At 26.3% G+C, this 20,833-nt stretch carries 21 protein-coding genes; 18 read left to right on the plus strand and 3 right to left on the minus strand.

What is annotated here, in order from left to right; translation table 11 throughout:
* Nucleotides 1–37: 37 nt before the first annotated feature.
* Nucleotides 38–745, minus strand: coding sequence for a Crp/Fnr family transcriptional regulator (locus BLP75_RS06755; protein WP_092725249.1), 708 nt, complete (start codon nucleotides 743–745; stop codon nucleotides 38–40).
* A 228-nt stretch (nucleotides 746–973) separates the two neighbouring features.
* Here BLP75_RS06755 and BLP75_RS06760 point away from each other — a divergent pair, with 228 nt between their 5' ends.
* From BLP75_RS06760 to BLP75_RS06795, 8 genes are all read left to right on the plus strand, one after another.
* Nucleotides 974–2,230: a cation:proton antiporter gene (locus BLP75_RS06760; RefSeq protein ID WP_092724891.1), complete on the plus strand. Its 1,257-nt coding sequence runs from the start codon at nucleotides 974–976 to the stop codon at nucleotides 2,228–2,230.
* A gap of 379 nt (nucleotides 2,231–2,609) precedes the next feature.
* Nucleotides 2,610–2,918, plus strand: a complete 309-nt coding sequence (locus tag BLP75_RS06765) for a helix-turn-helix domain-containing protein (RefSeq protein ID WP_092724892.1) — start codon at nucleotides 2,610–2,612, stop codon at nucleotides 2,916–2,918.
* Complete coding sequence (locus BLP75_RS06770; RefSeq protein WP_092724893.1) at nucleotides 2,911–4,824, plus strand: endonuclease MutS2; 1,914 nt, start codon at nucleotides 2,911–2,913, stop codon at nucleotides 4,822–4,824. Before BLP75_RS06765 ends, BLP75_RS06770 begins: the two co-directional genes overlap by 8 nt.
* A gap of 151 nt (nucleotides 4,825–4,975) precedes the next feature.
* On the plus strand, nucleotides 4,976–5,452 hold the full coding sequence (locus BLP75_RS06775) for a L,D-transpeptidase (protein WP_242872394.1): 477 nt from the start codon (nucleotides 4,976–4,978) through the stop codon (nucleotides 5,450–5,452).
* Nucleotides 5,453–5,698: 246 nt separating this feature from the next.
* Entirely contained in the window at nucleotides 5,699–6,559 is an 861-nt protein-coding gene (locus BLP75_RS06780; RefSeq protein WP_092724894.1) for a transporter associated domain-containing protein, read from the plus strand.
* Nucleotides 6,560–6,732: 173 nt separating this feature from the next.
* Nucleotides 6,733–7,419 (plus strand): YczE/YyaS/YitT family protein, encoded by a 687-nt coding sequence (locus tag BLP75_RS06785; protein ID WP_092724895.1) that lies wholly within the window; start codon nucleotides 6,733–6,735, stop codon nucleotides 7,417–7,419.
* 115 nt (nucleotides 7,420–7,534) lie between these two features.
* Entirely contained in the window at nucleotides 7,535–9,247 is a 1,713-nt protein-coding gene (locus BLP75_RS06790) for an ABC transporter ATP-binding protein (protein ID WP_092724896.1), read from the plus strand.
* Between the two features lie 209 nt (nucleotides 9,248–9,456).
* Entirely contained in the window at nucleotides 9,457–10,566 is a 1,110-nt protein-coding gene (locus BLP75_RS06795; RefSeq protein WP_170139122.1) for a glycoside hydrolase family 10-like protein, read from the plus strand.
* Nucleotides 10,567–10,653: 87 nt separating this feature from the next.
* On the opposite strand, the gene BLP75_RS06800 is transcribed toward BLP75_RS06795, so the two are convergent.
* Together BLP75_RS06800 and BLP75_RS06805 are read right to left on the minus strand one after the other, a co-directional pair.
* The gene (locus BLP75_RS06800; protein WP_092724898.1) at nucleotides 10,654–11,403 is read right to left on the minus strand and encodes a DUF6873 family GME fold protein; all 750 of its coding nucleotides are present in this window, start codon (nucleotides 11,401–11,403) and stop codon (nucleotides 10,654–10,656) included.
* An 11-nt stretch (nucleotides 11,404–11,414) separates the two neighbouring features.
* Nucleotides 11,415–11,630, minus strand: coding sequence for a hypothetical protein (locus BLP75_RS06805; RefSeq protein ID WP_092724899.1), 216 nt, complete (start codon nucleotides 11,628–11,630; stop codon nucleotides 11,415–11,417).
* Nucleotides 11,631–11,723: 93 nt separating this feature from the next.
* On the opposite strand from BLP75_RS06805, the gene BLP75_RS06810 reads away from it, so the two are divergent.
* The 10 genes from BLP75_RS06810 to BLP75_RS06855 all read left to right on the plus strand — a co-directional run bounded on the left by BLP75_RS06810 (nucleotide 11,724) and on the right by BLP75_RS06855 (nucleotide 20,761).
* Nucleotides 11,724–12,245: a hypothetical protein gene (locus BLP75_RS06810; RefSeq protein ID WP_092724900.1), complete on the plus strand. Its 522-nt coding sequence runs from the start codon at nucleotides 11,724–11,726 to the stop codon at nucleotides 12,243–12,245.
* Between the two features lie 151 nt (nucleotides 12,246–12,396).
* On the plus strand, nucleotides 12,397–12,615 hold the full coding sequence (locus tag BLP75_RS06815; RefSeq protein ID WP_092724901.1) for an alpha/beta-type small acid-soluble spore protein: 219 nt from the start codon (nucleotides 12,397–12,399) through the stop codon (nucleotides 12,613–12,615).
* A 418-nt stretch (nucleotides 12,616–13,033) separates the two neighbouring features.
* Nucleotides 13,034–14,425, plus strand: coding sequence for a TldD/PmbA family protein (locus tag BLP75_RS06820; protein ID WP_092724902.1), 1,392 nt, complete (start codon nucleotides 13,034–13,036; stop codon nucleotides 14,423–14,425).
* Between the two features lie 2 nt (nucleotides 14,426–14,427).
* Entirely contained in the window at nucleotides 14,428–15,768 is a 1,341-nt protein-coding gene (locus tag BLP75_RS06825; protein ID WP_092724903.1) for a TldD/PmbA family protein, read from the plus strand.
* A gap of 14 nt (nucleotides 15,769–15,782) precedes the next feature.
* Nucleotides 15,783–16,115: a CGGC domain-containing protein gene (locus tag BLP75_RS06830; RefSeq protein WP_092724904.1), complete on the plus strand. Its 333-nt coding sequence runs from the start codon at nucleotides 15,783–15,785 to the stop codon at nucleotides 16,113–16,115.
* Nucleotides 16,116–16,375: 260 nt separating this feature from the next.
* The gene (locus BLP75_RS06835; protein WP_092724905.1) at nucleotides 16,376–17,731 is read left to right on the plus strand and encodes an APC family permease; all 1,356 of its coding nucleotides are present in this window, start codon (nucleotides 16,376–16,378) and stop codon (nucleotides 17,729–17,731) included.
* A gap of 143 nt (nucleotides 17,732–17,874) precedes the next feature.
* The gene (locus tag BLP75_RS06840; protein WP_092724906.1) at nucleotides 17,875–18,576 is read left to right on the plus strand and encodes a hypothetical protein; all 702 of its coding nucleotides are present in this window, start codon (nucleotides 17,875–17,877) and stop codon (nucleotides 18,574–18,576) included.
* A gap of 234 nt (nucleotides 18,577–18,810) precedes the next feature.
* A complete protein-coding gene (locus BLP75_RS06845) occupies nucleotides 18,811–19,653 on the plus strand; it encodes an endonuclease/exonuclease/phosphatase family protein (protein ID WP_170139121.1) in 843 nt (280 codons plus the stop codon).
* A 229-nt stretch (nucleotides 19,654–19,882) separates the two neighbouring features.
* Nucleotides 19,883–20,311 (plus strand): MarR family winged helix-turn-helix transcriptional regulator, encoded by a 429-nt coding sequence (locus BLP75_RS06850; protein ID WP_092724908.1) that lies wholly within the window; start codon nucleotides 19,883–19,885, stop codon nucleotides 20,309–20,311.
* Nucleotides 20,312–20,407: 96 nt separating this feature from the next.
* Nucleotides 20,408–20,761, plus strand: coding sequence for a carboxymuconolactone decarboxylase family protein (locus BLP75_RS06855; RefSeq protein ID WP_092724909.1), 354 nt, complete (start codon nucleotides 20,408–20,410; stop codon nucleotides 20,759–20,761).
* Nucleotides 20,762–20,833: the final 72 nt, after the last annotated feature.

Below are 20,833 nucleotides of genomic sequence, written 5' to 3' on the forward strand. Positions count from 1 at the left end.
CCTTTTTATTTTATGTATTAAAAATTATAATATAAAATTAACTAATTAATTCTTTCATTTTATCTAAATCTTTAATAATTAGTTTTTTTAGACCTTTAAATTCAAATAAGCCATCTTGTTCATATTTAGAGAGTTTTCTACTCATAGTTTCTCTAGTAATACCACAATAATTAGCCATTCCCTCTCTATTTAAAGGTATATTAACTTGAATTTGACCGTTAACTTCTTTACTATATTTATCAGCAAACTCTAAAAGCATACATATTATTCTATGGTCAACATCATTTGAAGCAAGGCATGTTGCTAAATTTTCAGTTTGCATTAACTTTTTACTTACTTCATTTAAAATTTTTAAAGTTATATGAGGATTATTAGATAAAACTTTGTCCATATTTTTTTTAGAAACTGTACAAATAGTTACATTGTTAACTGCAGTTGCGGAAAAATTCGATATGTAATCATCATTAAATAAGCTAAGCTCTCCAAAAAAATCACCGATTGATAAAATACGAATTATTTGTTCCTTTCCATCGTGAGTTGTCTTTGATAATTTTATAGTCCCATTGCTTATTATAATTAGATTTGAAATCAAATCTCCCTCATTAAAGATTATTTCATCTTTTTTGAAACAAAAATGTTCTATATTTGTTAAAATTTCTTCTAATTCAATTTCAGATAATGAATAAAATATTGGTATTTCTTTTGCATATAATCTACTTTTACATTGAGTACTTATAAAAATCACTCCTAACAAACTAATATTATCAAACTTAATTGTAACATAAATTTAATATAAAGTAGTAATTAGAATTAAAGTTTAAAGTCTAACTAATAGTTCATTTAAATATTAAAGCTAGTTAATTCACTAAAGTTAAAAAAATTTAACAATATAAAAAATAACAAATTTCGAGTTTGTAAATATAATATAATGTTAGATATAAGTTAAAAACAAGTTAATAAGGGGGATGTTTATATGGAATCGTCTATACAAACAATAGCAAGTAATGCACTTTTAATAATTTTTGCAATAGTTGCTATGACGGGGATTGTTTGTAGCAAGTTGAGTGAAATGTTAAAAGTACCAGATGTAGTATTATTTTTATTAGCGGGGATTTTAATAGGACCTTCTTTCTTAAACTTTATAGATATAAGCCAATATCAAGTTGAAAATCAATTGATTTTAACATTTGGGTCAGCGTTTATACTTTATTTAGGTGGAAAAGAAATAAGTTTAAAAGTATTAAAGAATGTAAGAATAACAGTATTTTTATTATCTTCGTTAGGGGTAGTCATATCAGCAGTAGTGGTAGCAAAAGTAGTTGGATTAAGTTTTCAAGTGTCAGCTATGACAGCATTGTTGATAGGATCAATTATCGCATCAACAGATCCTGCAACATTAGTACCTATATTTAATCAGGTAAAAATAAAAGATAGAGTAAAACAGACAGTTATAAGTGAATCAGCATTTAATGATGCTACTGGTGCGATACTTACATCAGCAGTATTATCTATAATATTATCTGGTAAATTCTCACTATCAGAAAACATATATGAGCTAGCTATAATGGTTATCGTTGGAGTTGTAGTAGGTATTGTAACTGGTATAGTACTTCTTAAATTAGTTAATGATCAGCCATATGGTGTATTTAAAGATTTTGCACCTATTATATCAATACTTTCAGTAGTAATAGCTTATGAGGTAGCTACAAAGTTTGGTGGCAGTGGGTATATGGCTTGCTTTATAGTAGGTATTATAACAGGAAATAAGAAAAACTTTAAAATATGGCTATCACAACGTTCTTATGATGCTGACTGTTATGTTGCAGAAACACTAGGAACTATATGTCGTATGGCTATATTTGTAATATTAGGAAGCCAAGTAGATTTAGTTATGCTAGGAAAATATTTTGTTCCAGCACTTGTAGTTGTTTTAAGTTTAATGTTTATAGCAAGACCACTATGTGTGTTAGCATGTACTTTAGTTGATAGAAATGCAAAATGGTCTAAAAAAGAAATTTTATTTATGATGTGGGTAAGAGAAACAGGAGTAATACCAGCTGCGCTATGTGGTATAATAGCAGCCATGAAAATTCCTGGATATGAAATTATTTCATCTATAGTATTTATGGCAATATTAATAACTTTAATAATACAAGGAAGCACTACAAAGTTAGTTGCTAAAAAATTAGGATTGCTAGAAGAAGATGAAGGGGAAAAAATAACTAATTAAAATTAAATTTTAAAATTACAATGAACAAAAACGGCTATAGCTTAAATCTTTAAGCTATAGTTATTTTTGTGTATAAGAAAATTAAAGTTATAAAGATAATAATAAGTAATAAATTTAGATGAAATAGATTTTCTGATTTTTATGTTAAGTTTTTAAATAGGAAAATTTGACTATAATGATTTTTTAGATTGAAACAAATATTATTATATGAAATAATATAAATTAATGAAACAAGTAAAGGAGTGTAGTTTTATGAAAAAAACTAATTATAATGAGCTGGGAGTTGTGCTTCTTAATAACTAAGGAGTTACAGTAAAATTAATTCCTTAGTTATTAAGTTGAACATAGTACAACTTATAGCAAAGGAGATCAAAGAAAATTGAAATATAAAAATGCAAAAAATATATTGCCTAAAGAATTATTAGAAGAAATACAACAGTATACTCAAGGTGATTTTATATATATACCAATTGTAGGAGATAAAAAAATGCCTTGGGGTGAAAAAAATGGAACTAAACAAGCTATATATGATAGAAATGAAAACATATTTAAGTTATATCAAGAAGGCTATTCAATTCATGAAATAGTAAAAATATATAACTTATCAGAATCTAGCATAAGAAAAATAATTTCAAATATAAAAAAACAAAGTAGTCAATTAGGCTTAGGAGGTCTTACAAATGAATAATTATACATTCGAGAAATTGCAATTAGATGAATTAAAGGAACTAGTAAAGCTACATTGTGTGAGTTCTCTTGGTAAAGACCTTATAGATAAACTAAGCCCTAGTAAGGATATATCTGTAGTTAAAAGAAGATTAGCTGAAAATCATGAAGCTAAAAATATTTTATTAAATAGTAACCACATACCCTTAGAAGGTCTTTTCAATATAACTGAAATAGTTGATAAAGTAGAAAAAGGGATGATTTTAGAGCCTTTAGAGCTTATAAAGATAGAGGATTTTTTAAGAGGATGTAAAAAAATAAAAAACTTTATGTTAGATAAAGAATTTTATGCCAAAACATTAAGTTCTTACGCTTTAAATATAACAGAGTGCGATTATATTGAAAATGAAATAAAATATGCGATAAAAAACAATAAAGTTGACTCAAGTGCCTCTAAAGAATTAAAAAAAATTCGAAGAAATATAGATATATGTGAAAGTAGAATACAAGATAAACTAAATAAATTTATAACATCTAGTAGTAACAAAAAGTATATCCAGGAATTTATAATAAGTAAAAGAGATGACAGATATGTAGTTCCAATAAAGTCATCTTATAAAAATGAAGTAGATGGAGTTATTCTGGATACTTCATCAAAGGGAAGTACAGTTTTTATTGAACCAAACTCTATATCAAAATTAAGTATAGAGCTTATAAGCTTAAAGTCAGATGAAAGTATAGAAGAATACAAGATTCTATCATATTTAACTGAAATGATATTTGAAAAATTATATGAAATTAAGTTAAATATAGAAATTATATCAGAGTATGATATGGTTTTTGCAAAATCAAAATATAGTTTAAATAATAAATGTATAACTCCACAGGTAAATAACAAGGGTTATATAAAAATAGTAAAAGGCAAACATCCATTACTAAAAGGTAATGTAGTTGCACTTGATTTTGAGGTAGGAAAAAATTATAAAAGCTTAATTATAACTGGTCCGAATGCTGGAGGAAAGACAGTTGCTCTTAAAACTGTAGGATTGTTAACTTTAATGGTTCAGTGCGGTTTTGATATATGTGCTAAAGAAGAAACTGAAATGAGTATATTTGAAAATGTATTTGTTGATATTGGAGATAACCAAAGTATAGAAAATGCACTTAGTACTTTTTCGTCCCACATAAAGAATATTGCTCAAATAATGAATTTAAGCAATAAATCAACATTAGTTTTATTTGATGAAATAGGAAGTGGAACTGAGCCTAATGAAGGTGCAGGACTTGCAATATCAATATTAGAAGAATTTTACAAAATGGGTTGTATAACTGTTGCATCTACTCATTATGGAGAAATTAAAAAGTTTGCAAATCTTCATCCAGAATTTGAAAATGCAGGTATGATGTTTGATAAAGATACTTTAGAACCATTATATAAGCTTATTATAGGTAAGTCTGAAGAAAGTAATGCATTGTTTATATCCAAGAAGATGGGTATTAAAGAAAATGTAATAAAAAGGGCTCTAAATTATATAAATGAAAAGGAATATAATTTAGATACTGTTAAGAATAAAAAAATAGCTACCAATGATGAAAAGGAAAAAAGTGTAATAAAAAATATTTACACTGATTATAAAATTGGTGATAAAGTTAAATTATTAGATGAAAATAATTATGCAGTAGTATATAAAAGTATAGATAAATTTAATAACGTAGAAGTTTTATATAAAGATGAATTTATAAAAGTTAACTATAAAAAAATAGAGTTGTATTTAAAAGCAGAAGACTTATATCCTGCTGGATATGACATTGATAGTTTGTTTATATCCTATGAAGATAGAAAACTGGAAAAAGATATACAACGAGGATCTAAAAAAGCTTTAAAAAAGATACAAAAAGAAATAAGAAATAATAACAAAATCAATTAAGATAAACCCCTTGGGAAAATATTATGTTCCAAGGGGTTTTTATATTTTAAATTTATCTATTATTAAAATAATAGTGATTAAAATACAGTAAAATTTAAAAATAGAATTTCATAGCATATATTATAAATTATTTTATAAGGAGGCATACACTTTGATTAAAAATAAGCTATCAAGGGAAAATGATGAAATATTAGATTATTCTATGTTTAATATAGATATGGTTGAATTTGTAAACAGGAATAAAATAGAAAGTAAAACAAAGTACTTGTTAATTACATCTTTAACTAATAAATATACTTATGTATTTCAGAGGCTTAATTCTAAGTGGGATTTAATGTATAAGTGGAGATGCACAGTTGGAAAACCTTCAACACCAACTATTACAGGGATATTCAATATAAATGGGAGGAGAACAGCATTTGGAACAGATAAGTATATGGTAAAATATGCTACAAGGATAAAAGATGGATATTATTATCATTCGATTTTATATGATTCAACTGGTAGCTATGTAATTGATGATAGATTAGGGGTTGCTATAAGTCATGGATGTATAAGACTTGATACAAATAATGCAAAATGGATATATTACAATATACCTGATGGAACAACTGTAGTTATTAAATAAGGAATATTGTAATAACTACTTTTATATAATATATAATAATATAAGCATTAACATTTAATAAAATGTAGCATATATTATGTAGTAAATATAATCAATTTTACAACATGCGAAGTTATTGGAGCCATGAAGTGTAGCAACAATGCAGTGGCTTAAGGAAATCGAATTTTTATAAAAGTATGTATATTAATTGATTTATTTAGCTTTCTGTGATAAAATCATCTAAAAATTATTTTTAAGGAGAAGAGTATGAACATATTAGAACCGGAACCCGAAAGGACCCTTTCACAATCACATTTTCAAAAAATTTCATTAGCATTAGCTGATGCGTTTGACAAAATTTCAGAATTAAGCCATAAAAATAGAGAAGGTAAGATATTGGCTTTTAAGAAAAATAAAGAAGCATTAGCAGATGAAGAGGCAAAATTCAATGGTCAAAATAAATTACACAAAAAAATAGTTAGAGAAATAATGACGTCAAGGAAGGATACTTTCACTATAGATATTGAAGATGATATAGATAGTATTTTAGACAGTTTAGCGAACACAAAGCATTCTAAAATTCCTGTATATGAAAAAAATATTGATAATATTATAGGTATTTTATATGTAAAAGATTTATTAATTAGTGCAAAAGAAAGAGAATGTAACAATATTGATATAAGAAATATACTACATCAACCTAATTGTGTACCTGAAACCAAACATGTAAAAGAATTATATAATTCAATAAACTCTAAGAAAGATGAATTATTTATATTAGTTGATGAATATGGTGGATTTTCAGGAATAGTTACATTAGATGATTTAATGTATGAAATTAAGGGAATATCATATGATAAGGAAATTAAAAATTCTAAAATAACTAAAATTGATGATAAAAACTTTATAGTTAAAGGCTTTTTAACTGTAAGTGACTTTAATAAAAATTTTAGAACTAATATAGAACAAGGTGATTATGATACTTTAAGTGGATATATAATAGATCAACTTGGTCAGATACCAGATGATAATGAAAATATAGAAATTAATCTAGAAAATTTAACACTTAAACTAATAAAAATTGATAACAGAAGAATAGAAGAAATACATGTTTGTATTGCTAACTAATCTTATTATATATATTATAGGATATCTTAAATCAGATATCCTTTTTTTAATTTTAATATAAAATAATATATTAAAAACTATATTTTATTTAAAGTTTATAGTATGATAAAAAATGTATTATGAAAATTTTGACTAATATTAAAATTAGTATAAAAAATTAAAGGAGGAGTAAGGTGAAAGATATTTTTTTAAAATTAATAAGGTTGTTGATAGGGTTTATTTTTTGTGCATTAGCTATAGCATTCATGATAAATGCTAACTTAGGTTTGTCTCCATGGGATGTACTTCATCAAGGTATTTCAGATAATCTAGGGATAACGATGGGAACAGCTACTATTGTGGTAGGTTTAGTTGTTGTAATTATTGATGTAGTCTTAGGGGAAAATGTAGGTTGGGGTACCGTACTTAATATGCTATTGGTTGGTATATTTTTAGATTTAATAATTTTTGCAAATATAGTACCTAAAGCTAGTTCGTTTGTAGGTGGAGTCTTAATGTTATTAATAGGTATGATTCTTATGGGTATCGGTATGGTATTATATATTGGAACTGGCCTTGGAAGTGGTCCGAGAGATGGCATGATGATAGCATTTCAAAAAAGAACTGGAAAGTCGGTAAAATCTATAAGAGCAATTATGGAGTTAGCTGCATTATTTGTAGGATATTTATTAGGGGGAACTGCTGGAATTGGAACAGTTATAACAGCTGTAGGTCTAGGTTATTTTATACAAATTGTATTTAAGCTACTAAACTTTAAAAGTGAGGAAGTTAAGCATAGATTTATTATCAATGATATAAATTATTTAAAGGCTTGTTTAAATAAAAATATAGACACTGAAATAAATGACACAAACTTATAAATGCAATAGTTACCTTGATTTCACTATGTAACTATTAAGTGCGTACTTATAAAATCGATTATTATTTTATATACTTTAAGATGAATAGTATATTGTATATGGGGGGTGATAAAAAATGAAGATGATGTGGAGGTACGTATTAAAATATAAACTTCAATTCATAGCAAGAATAGTTACTATTTCATTAGTAGCTCTAGCAAGTATTTGCTTTGACTTTTTAATGGGGTTTATAGTCGATATATTTTCACAAGGTCAGGTAGATAAATTTTTACCTATAACAATTATGAGTATATCGCTCATAGTGATAATGTTTTTAACAGAATACATAGATGGATTAGTTATGTCTAATTATATTAAAAATACTGTAAATTATTTAAGAACAGATATATTTTCTAAAATAATTAATAAAGATATAAGAGATTTTTCCCTTGATAATAGTGGGAAATATATATCAATTCTATACAATGATATAAAGATTATAGAAGAAAGTTTTTTCAATAATATTTTTCAAGTTATATCATCATTTATATCGTTTATTATATCCTTAATAGTATTATTTTCTATAAGTCCATTAATCGTGGTATTTATAACTGTATTTGGTATTCTTGGATTTATAATACCAAATTCACTTTCAAAAAAATTAATATTGGAAAAAAATAAATACTCAACAACTTTAGAAGAAATAACTTCAGTAACTAAAGATTTATTTTCTGGATTTGAAGTAATAAAAGGCTTTAATATTAGTAGTAAAATAAATTCAGTTTTTAAAAAGTCATCAATTAATGTAGAGAATTCAAAGAAAAAATGCTCTATATTAGAGTCAATTATTAGAGGCTTTTCATTATCTTTTAGCGTAACTATATATTTAGGTGTATTATTAGTTGGTGGATACCTAATGTATAAACAAAATATTTCTGTGGGAACTGCAATAATAATAATACAACTTAGTACTCATATAGTTGGGCCAGTAAAAACAAGTATATCGTTAATTAATCAAATTAAGTCAGTATCTTTAATTGCAGATAAAATAGAAAATATATTAGAAAATTCTAATTGTAATAATGAAAGTACAAGTTTAGAAAATTTTGATCAATCTATAAAAATAAAAAATCTAAGTTTTTCGTATACAGAAGAAAGAAGAGCATTAGAAAATATAAATCTTACGTTAGAAAAAGATAAAAAATATGCAATAGTGGGTGAAAGTGGTTGTGGAAAAAGTACTCTAATAAAGTTACTTATGAGATATTATAATGACTATGATGGAGAAATAACAATAGATAATAAAGATATAAAGTCTATTTATAGCTCTAATTTATATAAAAATATATCTATGATACAGCAAAATGTATTTATGTTTGATGATACAATTAAAGAAAATATAAGATTATTTTCAAATCACACAGATGAAAAAGTTTTAGATACTTGTAAAAGAGCAGGAATTATAAATTTAATAGAAAGATTGCCTAATGGAATAGATTCACTAGTAGGTGAAAATGGAAATAAGTTATCTGGAGGAGAAAAGCAAAGAATTGCAATTGCGAGATCTCTTATAAATGATACAAAAATACTTATACTAGATGAATCTACATCTGCATTAGATAATGAAACTGCATATAACTTAGAAAATTCGTTGTTAAGCTTGGAAGATTTAACTTTAATAGTAGTTACCCATAAGCTTATAAAGAGTATTTTATTAAAGTATGATGAAATAATTGTTATGAAAGAAGGAAAAGTTATAGAAAAAGGAAGTTTCGAATCGTTAATAAATTTAAAAGGCTATTTTTATAGCTTGTACTATATACAAAGTGACGAGTTAGATTCTATATAAAATATAATAAAAATAAAATAAAAAGATATAGGTAACTATTGTTTACTTATATCTTTTTTACGTATAAGGAAATTATGGTTATATTATCATTGAAGATAAGTAACTTAAATGTAGCGATATAAATTAAATCAGGAACAAATCTATTTACATAAAAATATTATATAAGTATTGAAACTGAAATTTAATATATTAAGAAAGGTAGTGATAATTTGAGCCTATGTGACTATAAAGAACTTAGAGGGGTATGGATAACAACAGTGTATGGAATAGATTGGCCTAAAACAACAAATGATCCAAAAGCTCAGCAAAAAGAATTTATAGAAATATTAGATACATTACAAGATTTGAATTTTAATACCGTGTTTGTCCAAATAAGACCCGAGTCTGATGCATTTTATAATTCATATATAAATCCATGGTCAAAGTATATTACAGGAGAACAAGGGAAAAAGCCTTCATATGATCCATTAAAATTTATGATTAGAGAAACTCACAAAAGAGGGATGGATTTTCATGCATGGTTAAATCCATATAGAGTAACAAATAAAGGAACGGATTTAGATAAACTATATAAACTTCATCCAGCAAAATTAAACCCTGAATGGTTAATAGAATATGACGATGCATTGTTTTATGACCCAGAAAATCCTGAAGTTATAAGATATATAGCTACAACAGTTTTTGAAATAGTAAAAAATTATTATGTTGATGGGATACACTTTGATGATTACTTTTATCCATACAACTACCCTTTACCAAAAGGAGAAGATAAAGAAGGTGAGATAGCAAACAATAGAAGAGAAGCAGTTAATGATATGATTAGATTGGTTTATAAAGCAATAAAATCAACTAGAGAATGTATGCAATTTGGGGTTAGCCCTTTTGGAGTATGGAAAAATAAATCCACTGATCCAAGTGGGTCAGATACTAACAATTTAGAAAGTTATTATGATATTTACGTAGATAGTGTTAAATGGATAGATGAGAAAATAATAGACTATATAGCACCTCAGATATATTGGACAATAGGTAACAAAAGTAGTTCATATGAAGCTTCTATAAAATGGTGGTCTGATAGAGTAAAAAATAGTGGGGTAGATTTATATATCGGGCAAAACATAAGTAATGTAGAGATAGCTAAAGAGATAGATAAGCAAATAGAGATTAATAGAAAATATTGTGAAGTAGAGGGTAGTATATTTTTTAGCATGAAAGATATAGAAGAAAATACAGGAAATGTTATAGAGAGTTTTAAAAAATTATATAGCTGCGAAGCTGATATACCATATGATGGTTGTACTTATGGTGATAATAAATAATTATCTGTATGATTGGTAAATGTAAATATAAAAAGAGATATTGTATTTCAATATCTCTTTTTATATTTAAGAAATAAAAGCAAAAACTTATAGTAAAAGAGGAATAAGTGATCCTAAATCTAATAAATTTTCTTCACTTAGACATACTATTTTTTTATTTTTATTTGTTATAAATTTAAATATTTTTTCATAGTCTGGATGTTTTTTTATGTCACCGAAAAATGCAATAGTATCATTAGATATGCTCCCACTACAACCTCCTATAAAGCCATAATTCATATCAAATAAATCTATAAAGCCTTGGGTAATAAGCAAGCAATCAATATCAAATTCTGAACAAGCCTTCACAATTCCTTCATCAGAAGTTATTATAGATTTTTCATCAACAATACAAATTGAACATTTACTATAACCTTGTTTTACATCTATCTTTTGTATTTTATTTTTGTTTATAAATTCTAAAATTTTAGGGTCAGTGTACTTAAAATTATGTATTGCATAATTTCCAAATAAAGCAACATTGTAGCTTATATTATATGGATATTTATTTTGTATTAAGGAACTACCTTTAATTACATTAAATCCATAATTTTTTAATGTTTTTAAATAATAATCATAAACATTAGGTGCAACAACTATATTATTATCATATAATTTACAAAGGCTTATATCTGGATGACATTTGATTGCATTATATGTGTTAGGACATTCTGTAGTTTCTATAATTTTAATACCTAAATCAAGTAAAGTATTTTGCATATTATGCGTTATTCTTTTATCTACCACTGCTACAGACAATGGCCCGTTAGCTAAAAATGATTCTTTAACAAATTTCATAACAATAGCCTTTAGTCATTTAATATTTCTATAAGTTTTATATTATTTTTATCAATGGAAAATGAACTTCCTAATTCTTTACTAGATAAAGTTAGTAAAGCTACATTTTCACCACTATTAAATTGTTCCATCCAGTCAATTAAAGAGTTAAAGTTTCTTATATTATCTCTTTCTACGATTTTTACAAAATCGTTTTTAAATACAATTCTTATCTTATTTAACTTCATTTTTTTCACCATCCTATATAATAAATATTTTATATCAAAAACAAAAATTATAATAGGGTGGTTTGAAGTTTTTATTAATACGGAGGTATTATTATGAAAAAAATATTACTTTTATTAATCATAATCATAGGTATTTTAATTTTAATTGTAGGTTGTACTGAGAAACATTTTAACCAAATTATGAATGAAGGTAAAATAGCTGTAGAAAGAGGAGATTATGAAACTGCTAAGGAAAAGTTTAATTTAGCAACATTTGAAAAGCGAGATAATAAAGAGGCAAAAGCTCTATTGAATCAAGCTAGTAATGTAATAGAAGGTAAACAATTAGAAAGCGAAGGATACTTTAAAGAAGCCAAAAATATGTATGATAATATAAATAATATAGATAGTCAATATAATAAGATTAAGATAGAAGGTAAACATCTAAGTTTAAATATGAGCAAAGAACTTGAAAAGGAAGATGAAAGTAGAGAATTTCTAAAAGAACTAAAAAGATGTGCCCTAGATGTTAAAAATTTACTGGCCGATTTAGAAGCAAATAATTTGAACGAACATATAAATAAAGATTTAGAAAATATAGTTGATAATATTGAGTATTATAGTAATACTAAATAGATAACAAATTTTAAAAATTTAATATAGATATGTAAGATTAAAATTATTTAGATTGAGATATTTTATCTATAACTCGTATAATATATATACTTTTTAAGAAAAATATACTTGACCATTTAATAATTAAAGCATAATTTTAGGAGGGTTAAGTATGAAAAAATCTATTAATAATCAAAATGCTAAAGAAGCTTTAAATCAAATGAAATTAGAAATTTCAAATGAGCTAGGTGTTGAAAGTAATCATAATGGTGCAAGTAAAAGTGCCTATCAAAATGGAGTTATAGGTGGTAAAGTAGGAGGCCAAATGAGTAAAAGGCTAGTTGAAATGGGAGAAGAAATACTGCTTAGCCAATATAATAATAAAAAGTAGAGATTTTTTAATAGCTATACTAAGTAAACTTAGTATAGCTATTTTTTATGCTTAAGGATATTATGATACTTAATTTTGTGTGGATAACTCATGAAAGTAAGTTATATCAACAAATTGGTTTTAGGCATAAAAAACATTTTGAGCAACGTACGAAGTCGTTGGCGACAGGAGCGAAGCGACTTTTTTACATATAAGAAACGTAAGATTACATTATAATTGGGGATAAGTAGTTTGAAATTAGCTTATAAAGAATATAAAAATTTTATACTAAAAGCTAAGTTACTTTAATAATAATAGTAATGAAAATAAACTAAAAAGTAAATTTATCTATGTTTGATAAAAAAAGATTTAATTTGGTTAAATTTACCTTATAATAATTATATAAAGAAAATTAAAAAAATAAGATAGGAGGTCAAGTATGATTTCAAAAGAAATAGCAACTAGAGTTTTAGAAAAATGCTTGATTACAGGTGGAGATTTTGCTGAAATCTTTGAAGAGGACACTATTACAAATTCAATAGGTCTAATAGATGAAAAAATAGAAAATGCACTAGGTGGTAGAAGCTATGGTGTGGGTATAAGAATTTTTAAAGGATTTAAGAGTGTATATGCTTACACTAATGATAATAGTTTAAACTCTCTATTAGATACAGCACATAAAGCAGCATTGGCGTTAGGAAGCCTAAAAGAAGATATAAGTATTACGCTTCATGATACTAAAATCATAACGGATATAAATCCTATACAGCTTTATCCAAATGATATTGGATATGATAAAAAAATAGGAGTGATGAAAACTGCATATAAAAGTGCAAAATCATACAGTACAGATATATCACAAGTAAGTGTAACTTATATAGATAAAGATCAAAAGGTATTAATAGCAAATACTGAAGGTTTATACACTGAAGATAGAAGAGTAAGAACTAGATTAGCTATAAGTTCAGTAGCATCTAAAGGAAATGAAAATCAAACGGGATTCGAAGCACCTGGTGGATGTAAAGGGTTTGAAATATTTGAAGATATAGATCCAGAGTATCATGCAAAAGAAGCATCAAGGGTCGCAACAACAATGCTTAATGCTAAAAATTGTCCAGCAGGTAAAATGATGGTAGCTATAGATAATGGCTTTGGAGGAGTAATATTCCATGAAGCATGCGGCCATTCACTAGAGGCAACTGCTGTAGCAAAAGGAAACTCTGTATTTGCAAATAAATTAGGAGAACAAATCGCATCAACTAAAGTAACGGCTATAGATGATGGAACACTTCAAAATCACTGGGGATCTAGTAATATAGATGATGAAGGAAATAAGACTCAAAGAAATGTGCTTATAGAAGATGGAATACTAAAATCATATATGATAGATAAATTGAATGGAAGAAGAATGAACATGAACCCAACAGGAAGTTCTCGTAGACAAAACTATAAATATGCTCCTACATCAAGAATGACTAATACATATATAGCAGCAGGTGATGATAGACCAGAAGATATAATAAAGTCAATAGACAATGGATTGTATGCTAAAAAAATGGGTGGAGGATCTGTAAATCCTGTTACAGGAGAATTTAACTTTGCGGTATCAGAAGGATATTTAGTTAAAAATGGTGAAATTGTAGAGCCTGTTAGAGGTGCTAGCTTAATTGGAAAAGGTAGCGAAGTTTTAATGAATATAGACATGGTTGGAAATAACCTAAAACAAGCACAAGGTATGTGTGGATCATCATCAGGAAGTATACCAACTAATGTAGGTCAGCCAATGGTTAGAGTAAAAGAAATTACAGTTGGTGGAAGATCGGAGGAGTAGCTATGGAATTTAAAAGTTTTAAAAAAATGTTATTAAAAAAAGGTATAGAAGCTGGATTTGAAGAGTGTGAAATATACTTTAGTGAAGGCGAAAGTATAAGCATAAGTGTATATGAGGGAGAAGTTGAAAAATATAGTTTAGATAAAGCATTTGGTTTATCATTTAGAGGTAAATTAAATGGCAAAATAGGATATTCATTTACAGAAATAATGGATTTTGATGCAATAAATATGTTAATAAAAAATGCGAAGGAAAGTGCATTATATATAGAAAATGATGATATGCAGTTTATTTATGAAGGTGATAAAAAATATGAAAAAGTAAGCTCTTACTCAGAAAAACTTGAGAATATAGATGCTGCTAAAATGATAGAATTAGTTTTAGATGTAGAAAAAGAAACAAAACTATATGAAAATGTAGTAAATATTAATGGATGTAAAATATCATATAGTTCATCTAATTATGGAATATACAATACAAAAGGGCTAGAGTTAACTAATAAAAGCAATATATTAATGTCTTATGTTGTTCCAGTAGTAGAAGAAAATGGAGAGAAGCAAGATGGAATAGGATACACTATTGCAAAATCTTTAGATGAAATAGACCCTAAAACAATTGCTAAACAAGGAGTTAAAGAAGCTATCTCAAAATTAAATGGAAAAATTATACCATCAGGAAACTACAAAACTATACTATATAATGAAGCGATGGTTTCTCTTATTGGAACTTTTGCAGACATATTTAGTGCAGACTCAGCGCAAAAAGGTCTTTCTCTATTGAAAGATAAAGAAGGGGAGATCATTGCAAATGAAATAGTTACAATAGTGGATAATCCTTTACTAGAAGATGGATTAGCATCTACTCCATTTGATGATGAAGGAGTAGCTACTTTCAAAAAAGAAATAGTATCTCAAGGAAAGTTAACTACTCTTTTACACAATCTAAAAACTGCTAATAAAGCAAATGTAAAAACTACAGGAAATGGATTTAAAGCATCTTATTCATCTCAAGTTGGAGTTGAGCCTAGTAACTTATATATAGAAAAAGGTGAAAAATCTTTTGATGAACTTATGGGCTTAGTTGGAGAAGGAGTTGTTATAACTGATTTAGCAGGACTTCATTCAGGAGCTAATTCTATAACAGGAGACTTTTCTTTAGCAGCTAAAGGATTTTATATCAAGGATGGTAAGAAAGAATTTCCTATTGAACAAATAACTGTAGCAGGTAATTACTTTGATTTATTAAAAAATATTGAAGTAATAGGAAATGATTTAAAATTCCCTATGAGCAATGTAGGATCGCCTTCAGTTATAATTAAAGAACTTTCTATAGCGGGAAGTTAAATAGGAAACTAAAGATGAAAATAGCAATAATGTCATGTAGAAAGCTTATGGGAATGTGTTCTGGCAGTGGATGTTTTGAAGCTTATAATAATTTAGACGATGCTTTTGATATATACAAAGAAAAGCCGGAACTAGCAAGCTTTTTTTACTGCATAGGATGCAAAGATACTTTAGTAGAAGGCGAAGATTGGGAACATAAAATGAAACAATTACAAAATAAAAATGTAAAAAATATACACTTAGCTTTATGTACAAAGATTGAATGTGATAATTATAAAAAGCATGAAAATATATTAAAAAAATATGGATTTAATATAGTTCATGGAAGCCATAAATCTAAAAAGTAAAGAATTATAAATAATATTATTATGTTAACTGGTATTTGTAATATATGATTAGTTTTAATATTCATATATTACAAATACCTTTTTTGTATTTAAGTAAATTATAAAAATGAATTAGCTTGAATTATATGATTAAAATTGAATAAAATTTAATAAAAATGAAAAATAAAAAAATATTTTAAAAAACATTGTAATAATTGAAAAATGTTGGTAAAATTGCTATTTGTGACGAAAAGAAATAAGAAATCTATAGGAGGTCATAGATGGAAAATAAACAATTACAAAAAACATTAGGAGCATCTGCAGCCTTATCGACAGTTGTTGGTATGGTAATAGGAGGAGGGGTATTTTTTAAACCTCAAGCAGTATATGAACTAACTGGAGGAGCTCCAGGACTTGGAATTATAGCTTGGATTTTAGCTGGAATAATGACAATAACAGCAGGTCTTACAGCTGCAGAAGTATCGGCAGCCATACCTAAAACAGGTGGAATGATGGTTTACATAGAAGAAATCTATGGTAAAAGACTAGGTTTTTTAACTGGATGGATGCAATCGGTATTATTTTTCCCAGCAACTATAGCTGCAATATCAGTTATGTTTGGGCAGCAATCAGCAATTTTATTAGGAAATGAATCATTAGTTATACCTATGACGGTTGGAGTTATATTATTTATAGGAATTTTAAATTCATTTGGTTCAAAAACAAGTGGTGTTATACAGACAGTATCTACAATATGTAAATTAATACCTCTTGTATTACTTATATTATTTGGATTTATAAAAGGTAGTGGTGAAAATGCTATAATGACACCTTTAGTAAGTGAAGGGCTTAAGCCAGCGGGAGTAATAGGGCAGCTATTAGTTGCAATATTATTTGCTTATGACGGATGGATAAATGTAGGAGCTATAGCAGGAGAAATGAAAGACCCAGGAAAAGATTTACCAAAAGCTATAATAGGTGGACTATCTTTAGTTATGGCAGTATATGTAGTCATAAACTTAGCATACCTTTGGGTGTTACCAGCTAATGAATTAGCTCAATATGCATCACCTGCATCTGCTGTTGCAGAATCTATATTTGGACCAGTTGGTGGGAAATTTATAACTGTAGGTATATTAATATCTGTATTTGGATGTATAAATGGTTATTTATTAACAGGACCTAGAATAACTTATACTTTAGGGACACAAGGACATGTTCCAAAATTTATAGGAAAATTAAATAAACATGATGTTCCAGCAAATGCAACTCTAATAATGGCTTCGTTATCAGCATTATATGCATTATCTGGCCAGTTTAATTTATTGAGTGATTTATCTATGTTTGCTATTTGGAGTTTTTATGTATTAACATTTATAGGTGTAATAAAATTAAGAAAAAGTCATCCAAATATACATAGACCTTATAAAGTACCTCTGTACCCTTTTATACCAATGGTTGCAATATTAAGTGGATTGTTTGTTGTTATAAATCAGTTATTCTTTGCAGGCATAAATAGTACTATTATGTCTTTAGGAGGAATTATAGCAACTTTAATAGGATTACCTGTTTATAATTACTATGAAAATAAAAATAGATCAAAAGATATTGAGATAGATAAAAAAATTGCAGCATAATAAAGATGAGTTACCTAAATTTAGGTAGCTCATTTTTATTATATTGTGGTATAATTTGACATTTTAATCACACTTATATAGTATTTAAGTATAGACCTTATATATAATGTACATTCAATAACAATTAAACTAGGGGTGGTAATATGAAATCATTTATAAGTATTGATTGGGATTATTTCATGAATTATATAAAGGACTATCAAGATTCAGAAATAGAAAATAAAAATAATATAATCATGCATTGGTATAAAATATATTTAGAAAATAAATCAAAGGGAATTGATTTAAGCAAAAAAATGGGTACTAGCGGTCAAGAAAAATTTTTCTGGAAAGTATTGAAGGAAAAATTTAAACTAACTAAGAAAACTAAGCTTATTGTAACAGAGTCTCACGCAAATGCTTATGAGATAATAAAAAATAGTGGTTGTGAAAAGGTGTATTCATTTGATGCACACTCAGACTTAGGATATGGAGGTTTACGTTCTCTTTATTTTGAAGTTAACTGTGCAAATTGGTTAGGAAAACTATTAGATGATAACATAATAAAGGAAGCAAATATAGTTTATAGTAAATATACAGGGGAAAAGCCTGAATATTTTAAAGAAATTAATGATAACTTTAATGTAAATTATTTACGACTCGATGATATAAAAGAGAGTGATGTTTTTGATATAGTACATATTTGTAGATCTGGTGCATGGAGTGCTCCATGGTTAGATAAAAAATTTTATGAGTTTTTAAATAAATCTAAATTTAATTATGAAATAAGAGGTTTACAAGATAGAACTTGGAATCCGAATTCTATTAATTTAGCTATGGAAATAGATTGTCTTATATATGGATAATTAATAACTATTAAATATAAATAGGATGTACATTATATAAAATATATATTAAACATAATAAAAAGCTATAAAAACGCTAGTATTAGTAGATGTTTTTATAGCTTTTTTACTATGTTTTTATTTAGAATACGCATAAAATAATTTAGTAAAAATCGTAATGTATAATTGTAATTTTTATTGGAAATAGTGACTATAATAAACAATAAATAAAACATTATGATAGTGGGTGAAAATATGAAGCTAACGAAAAAAATAGTATTTATACTATTTAGTATAGTTTTAATAAATATTTTTATATGCATAAAACAAGATCAGAAGTTTAAATATTTAGATACTAAACAAATGAAAATATATAATTTATATAAAGATGATTTAGTACCGAGCTTAAATTCTAAAAATATACAAGAATCAGCAGACATGAAAATTATGTCGTTTAATATACATAAAGGCAGAAATGAGAAGAATAAATATACATTAGATTCGACGATAAAGCTTATAAAAGAAAATAATGCAGATATAGTTTGCTTACAAGAAGTATTAGGTTTTCAAGATGCTAAGATAAAAAAACATCTTGAAAATAATTCACAGTTTATAGTTAATCAAAGAGATAATTTATTTTCTCATGGATTAGCTATATACTCAAAGTACCCTATAGTAGAAAGTAATCAAATACTGTTAACTAGCAATGGTGAACAAAGAGGCCTTTTACATGTAACTTTTTATATAAATAATAAATATGTCAATGTAATTAATGCACATTTAGCAATAAATACAGATGAACGAAAAGTACAAATAGATGAAATGATGAACTATATAAATGGATTAGATGGAGAGGTTATTTTAGTTGGAGATTTTAATCAAACTAACTTAGAATTGAGTAAATTAGTAGATGTAGGGAAGTATCATGGATACGTTAACTCAAAAACATTTATACCTATAGATTCTAGAATAGATCATATATTTATAAAAAAGGGAGGGATATATTCATCTACGTATAATATAATAGAGTCCAAATTATCAGATCACTATCCTATAACTGCAAATATTAAATATAAGCCTCAATTAATACTAGATTAAAGCAACATAGTTTTTATAAAACTATGTTGCTTTAATCTTAATTAAAAGATATTATATTACTTGATATATCTAAAATTTTTAGTAGAGTAAGAGTTATTAATGAATTATATTAATTTTTAAAATTATATATTATAAATTGCCTGGGAAATTTCAGAAAATAATTAATATTTAAATTTTAACTGTTTTATATAAAAAATAACAAAATTTTTATTATGTGAAGGGAGAAAATATGTTTAATTTAAATGATTGTATAGGAGTTATAACAAATAAATATAATAAAGAAATTATAGAAGCTTTTAATAATAGAGTATTAAGCCATGGAATAACAAGAGTACAATGGATAGCAATTTATTATATTGGCCAAAATGAAGGGATAACACAAAAACAATTATCATATATACTAGATTCAAATGAATCTTCAATTGTTAGACTTGTAGATAGAATGGAAAAGGATGATATGGTCAAGAGAGAAAAAGATGAAAATGATAGAAGAATTACCCGACTATATTTAACTGATTATGGAAATAAAAAAAGAGAAGAAATAATACCTATAGGAGAAAAATTTTCAAATGATAGTGTAAAAAATATATCAGAAAAAGATTTAGAGACGTTTAAAAATGTTTTAAATCAAATAGTAAATAATCTAAAAAATACGTAATAATGATTTACAAAGTACTATAATGATGATATACTTGTCATATAAATAATTGCTATAGCAAGTATTTAAAAAGGATAATCATAAGGGGGAAAAATCATGAAAAAAGATGTTAGAGGAATGTTAAAAGATTTTACAGATGGGTTAGCTGCTATAAGTGAAACTAATAAAGCTAATGTTAATGCATTTATGCGCCTTTTAAATACGGGGTACAAGGAAGGTGCTTTAAGTACTAAGACTAAAGAACTTATGAGTGTGGCGATAGGAGTATATAATCGTTGTGAATATTGCATAGTATACCATGTATATAAGTCATTAGAGGCAGGTGCTACTAGAGAAGAAATAATGGAAGCAGCTATGGTTGCAGTTGGATTTGGTGGAGGTCCATCTATGGCTTATAGTGCTACTTTATTAAAAGATAGTATAGATGAATTTGAAAATGATTTTAAATAAAAAATAAAGAAATACTGTGTATAAGTTTTATCTTTACACAGTATTTTTTTACATACTAAGGAATTATAAATT

This window comes from Romboutsia lituseburensis DSM 797 (genome assembly GCF_900103615.1).
Taxonomy (GTDB): domain Bacteria; phylum Bacillota; class Clostridia; order Peptostreptococcales; family Peptostreptococcaceae; genus Romboutsia_F; species Romboutsia_F lituseburensis.